Source organism: Niastella sp. (assembly GCF_045805085.1).
In the GTDB taxonomy this organism is placed as follows: domain Bacteria; phylum Bacteroidota; class Bacteroidia; order Chitinophagales; family Chitinophagaceae; genus Niastella.
The window spans coordinates 1-4,445 of record NZ_JBJMLX010000528.1 but is presented as its reverse complement, the minus strand read 5'-3'; the positions used below and the strand labels follow the sequence as shown (position 1 = coordinate 4,445).

Annotated in this window: 3 protein-coding genes; all 3 read left to right on the top strand. The window is 42.7% G+C overall.

What is annotated here, in order from left to right:
• Positions 1-219, top strand: a 219-nt coding sequence (locus ACJ751_RS27510; RefSeq protein WP_407748750.1) for a helix-turn-helix domain-containing protein, incomplete at its 5' end; no start/stop codon positions are given.
• A 65-nt stretch (positions 220-284) separates the two neighbouring features.
• Positions 285-1,022 (top strand): SDR family oxidoreductase, encoded by a 738-nt coding sequence (locus tag ACJ751_RS27505; protein ID WP_407748749.1) that lies wholly within the window; start codon positions 285-287, stop codon positions 1,020-1,022.
• Between the two features lie 222 nt (positions 1,023-1,244).
• The gene (locus ACJ751_RS27500) at positions 1,245-3,335 is read left to right on the top strand and encodes a T9SS type A sorting domain-containing protein (RefSeq protein ID WP_407748748.1); all 2,091 of its coding nucleotides are present in this window, start codon (positions 1,245-1,247) and stop codon (positions 3,333-3,335) included.
• Positions 3,336-4,445 lie beyond the last annotated feature (1,110 nt).

Here is a 4,445-nt window from a genome sequence, read left to right as displayed (position 1 = left end):
ATCGTAAAAGAATATTCCGGGACATCGCCAAAAGATTATTTTATTAACCGTTTGATGACAGAAGCTCAAAGAAAATTGCGTTATTCTAATACTTCTATTAAAGATCTGGCCTATGAATTAGGCTTTAATGACCCTGATTATTTTTCAAGGCTCTTCAAAAAATGCACAGGCAAAAGTGCAAGTGAATTTTTGCCTAAGCAAGATTTGTCGGGGAAATAAAATGAATTGTCCATTTCCGCTGTTTTTTGGCCCTCTACTTTTGCCTCATAAAATTCACACAAGAAATGAAATTTGCATTAGTAACAGGGGCTAACAAAAGCATTGGCTTTGAAGTTGTACAGCAACTTGCTCAAAAAGGAATTTATGTTTACCTCGGCAGTCGTAATTTAGAAAATGGCATTGAAGCCATTGATAAATTAAAAGCGAAGGGTTTAAACAATGTAGAAGTTATTCAGCTTGATATTACAGATGACGAATCAGTGATTAATGCCCGTAATGAAATAGGTAAAAAAACAAAAGTGTTGGATATACTTATTAATAACGCGGGTATTTATGGTGGTTACCCACAAATGGCACTTGACTCAACTATTGACCAGTTTAAAGCGGCTTATGATGCAAATGTTTACGGCGTGGTGCGGGTTACACAAGCCTTTATTGATTTATTGAAAAAGTCGTCAGAACCTCGTGTTGTAAATGTAAGTTCAAGTCAGGGTTCAATTACCCTACACAGCGACCCAACCTATAAATACTACGACTACAAAGGCGCTGTATATCTTTCTTCAAAATCAGCCTTGAATATGTACACTGTTGTTCTGGCATACGAATTAAAAAATACCAACTTCAAAATAAATGCTGTTTGCCCCGGATATACAAAAACAGATTTCAATGGACATAGAGGGCCCGGAACTATTCAAGATGCCGGAAAACGGATCATAAAATATGCGCTAATTGACAATGACGGCCCAACAGGAAAATTTTTTAGTGAGGAAAATAATCCTGAAACAGGAGAAATACCCTGGTAATGAAGATTAAGCATAAGAACTGAAACAACGTAATTTAACAACCCTTCAAATCAATCATTTGAAGGGTTTCATTTTTTCGTCGGGACAGCTGAACAAATTTCTGGCACACAACATACAAGTAACGAATTATCATTATCCAAGTAATACTAAGAAACAGTTTCCCCGGTTTGTTCATTTTTATACGTCTATGATCTGATTCCTATATTAAAAATCCATTACCTAATGAACTCCGTTTTACAAAAATGCCCTGTCAAATGGTTGCTGGTTATGTTGTGTATAGCGATATTATCAGTAAATTCTGTACAGGCGCAAACCTGCCCGCCGCCTGGTATCTCTACTATAACTTCTTTTTCCAACACATATTATCCCGGGCAACAGGCAACAGTAAGTGCAGGAAGCACTTCTGTTACCATTGGCGGGGCCGCTTACGGAACAACCCCTATCAGTGGGGGTGATGTTTTATTGATCATTCAAATGCAGCGTGCGCAGATCAATTCAGCCGATAGCACAACTTATGGAGATGGTGCAAGGGGGAGCGGTTACCTGAATAATGCTGAATTATCCGCCGGAAATATGGAATTTATAATAGCAACCAATGCTGTTCCGCTGACGGGCGGTACGTTGACATTGCTGACAGGAACGGTTAATAATTATAAACAAGCCGCTTTTGGCGCCGATGGCCAATACACTTACCAGGTAATTCGTGTACCTGTATATTACGACCTCATGCTGAATGCCGACATTACGCCGCCTAACTGGGATGGTGCTACCGGTGGGGTAATAGCGATGGCTGTAATGAACACGTTCAACATGAACGGGCATGCGATCAGCGTTACCGGTGCTGGTTTCCGCGGCGGCGGCGGCGTACAGCTGGTCGGCGGAACAGGTACCAACCGGGACTTTGTCACTGTGTCGCCTACCAATGCCAACATGAGTGTCCAGCTTGGCAATCATGCTTCAAAGGGAGAAGGGATTGCCGGAACACCAAGGCTTATTAACAGCAACAATTATAGCTCTTTGTTACCCAATACAGACGAAGGATATCCCGGCGGAAGTTTCGGCATGGGCGCCCCCGGCAATGCCGGTGGGGGGGGAAGCGATGATGGCACCCCGATCAATGCCAACAACAGTGGCGGTGGTGGCGGTGGTAACGGTGGCGCAGGCGGAAAGGGCGGCAACAGTTATGGAACAAATGGAGCCTACGGCGGTTATCCCGGCTCCTCATTCGCACAGGGAAGCGCGTTGCGGCTGGTGATGGGCGGTGGCGGCGGAGCCGGCAGTACTAACAACGGTACCGGCACCCCGCGTAGCGGATTGGCTTCCAGTGGCGCCGCGGGTGGAGGCATTGTTATTATAAACGCCGGAACCATTATAAATGCCGGCTTTGTTTATGCCAATGGCAGTAGCGGAAATGCCACTGTTGTCAACGATGCATCAGGAGGCGGTGGCGCTGGTGGCAGTGTATTGATTAATGCACGTAGCGGTCATTCCGGCCTTATTGTATATGCAAATGGCGGCAATGGCGGTACCAATTTTTGGAATGGCGGCACAAGCTCTCCGCACGGGCCCGGCGGCGGCGGTGGCGGCGGCGTTATATATACCGACGGAACACTGAATGCAGCCTCTTCCGTAACCGGCGGAACTTCAGGCACTACAAATAGTGGATCGGGCACGATCACTTATGGCGCCGGAGCCGGTGCTGGAGGTGTATCGGTTACAGGCCCCATGATGGTCTTTCCGCCTGGCTGTATCGTTTTACCTTTGGAATTCCTGTTCGTAAATGGAAAAAGGAACGGGACACAGGTGTTGATCAACTGGGGGTTTGCCAATGAAAAAGATATAACAAACTATATCATAGAACGGAGTAACAACGGGAACAATTTTGTTACAGCCGGCATAGTAAGTAAGCGGGGTAATGGCGAGATTAGCAAGTATAACTTTTCCGATGCATCGGCCAGTACAGGAGCGGCTGTCTTTTATAGGATAAAAGCACGCGGTACAAACGGCCAAACATTTTTGAGTAAGGTTATTACAATACAAACTGAAATCGCTGAAGGTGCATTGGAGATAAGTCCTGTTCCTGCCATCGGGCATTCCACGATCAGATGGTCTTCAACAGGCATTAGCAAACTTCAAATTACCGTGTTTGATATAACCGGCCACGCCGTGCTGAGCCGGCAATATCAGTTAAAAGCGGGCCTTAATGAATTGCAGCTTACGAACCTGCAAAGCTTGCCGAATGGAATATATTTTGTCAAAGCTTTCGATGGCGCCAGTTACCGGAATGGTAAATTGGTAATTAATAAATTATAAGTCTTATGAAACCGATCAGCAAGGAATTTTCTTTCATCCATTGTTTTCTGTTCTTAGATACCAATTTCCAGTTGTAGTGCCCGTCTTTTCATCCTTATACATATATTACGGAAGTTTATGATGACAACTTTGCCGGGCTTAAAGATTAGCGATGGCGCGATATCTGACTTGCTTCTTATATGGATCTATAGTGCCCAGGCTGGGAAAAAATCAAAAAAGCAATCATTTCGATACCTGATTTGTAACGCACGCTTTCTCTTTCTGCGGTATACAATTTCTGTTCTGCGAGCCAAGGGGGAATCCGAAGTTTTTTCTTTTAATGGCAGCAATAATAGTAACTTACGTTTATCCATTACTGTGTAAACTGACCATTATACAATATGGCACGAATCCCTTTTATATTCCTGTTGATAGTTTCATTGTCAGGTTATCGTTTGAGATTTTGAAAGCTTAATAACCTTAAATTCTTATATGGAAGACCTGCTAACTGATTTTGAGCAAACCGGTATAGAATACAAAAAAATTCGATCTTATATACTTAGCCTCTCGAACGCTCTTGTTTTCATATTCTTCGTTTCTGAAATATATTATATTGCCGAAGACAACTTTAACTTAAATTGGGGCGTATTAATATTTACATCCTTTTTAGTTTTATTAGTAATGGGATCCATATTCCTGTTTGCAAAAGGGAACCAGTTGGGATGGTATTTTCTCCTGCTCATCTATTCCGTCCTATTGGGCTTTTTTATAAAAATTGGTATCCAAATAATAACCGGCACCTGGGCTCATTTGTCTGTTTTTAGGGTAGGTATAGTGATCTTTATAACATTAGATTCTTCAATTTCAATATTCCTGTTATATTATACGGTAACCAGGAAGTTTTTTGAAATTCGTATTTTGTATTCAGTCATCTGGGCTTTTATTTGTTCCCTGGCAATTTATACCTGCTATATGATTTCATAAGTGTATCCGGACGGGGATATGTGCGGCCGTTATATTTGTCATAAGGTATATTTAGGTAACATCGCCCACCTTTCTAAAGATCGAAATCCCGAATCGGGTGTTAGACCCAAACGCGCATAGTCTTTTTCTGACATAAAAATCTCAATT

Excerpts from the sequence above, each read along its gene's own strand:
- ACJ751_RS27505 (WP_407748749.1), top strand. The coding sequence starts at position 285 with ATGAAATTTGCATTAGTAACAGGGGCTAACAAAAGCATTGGCTTTGAA.
- ACJ751_RS27500 (WP_407748748.1), top strand. The coding sequence starts at position 1,245 with ATGAACTCCGTTTTACAAAAATGCCCTGTCAAATGGTTGCTGGTTATG.